1 protein-coding gene is annotated in these 245 nt (G+C 66.1%); it reads left to right on the forward strand.

The window, feature by feature from the left end; translation table 11 throughout:
* Positions 1–64 precede the first annotated feature (64 nt).
* Positions 65–245: tyrosine-type recombinase/integrase (locus ABFP37_RS22595; RefSeq protein WP_347035045.1), on the forward strand; the 181-nt coding region annotated here is incomplete at its 3' end.

The following is a 245-nucleotide window of genomic DNA, read 5'->3' on the forward strand; positions in this document are numbered from 1 at the left end:
GCTGCTGGCAAGTTTTCACACCTGGCGGGACCGGGCAATCGCGGGCTTGATGCTCCATTGCGGGTTGCGTTCGGCCGAGGTGCTGGCCCTGGACGTCGCGGACGTCGACATTGGCGGCCGGTGGCTGCATGTGATCGGCAAGGGGCAGCGGGAACGGCGGGTGCCCCTTGACGCGGACGTGGCTTCAGTCATCCAGGTGTATCTGCTGGCCGAGCGGCCCGAATCTGTCAGTGCACGCCTGTTTC

The organism is Burkholderia sp. RS01 (assembly GCF_039748055.1).
In the GTDB taxonomy this organism is placed as follows: Bacteria; Actinomycetota; Actinomycetes; order Actinomycetales; family Micrococcaceae; genus Arthrobacter.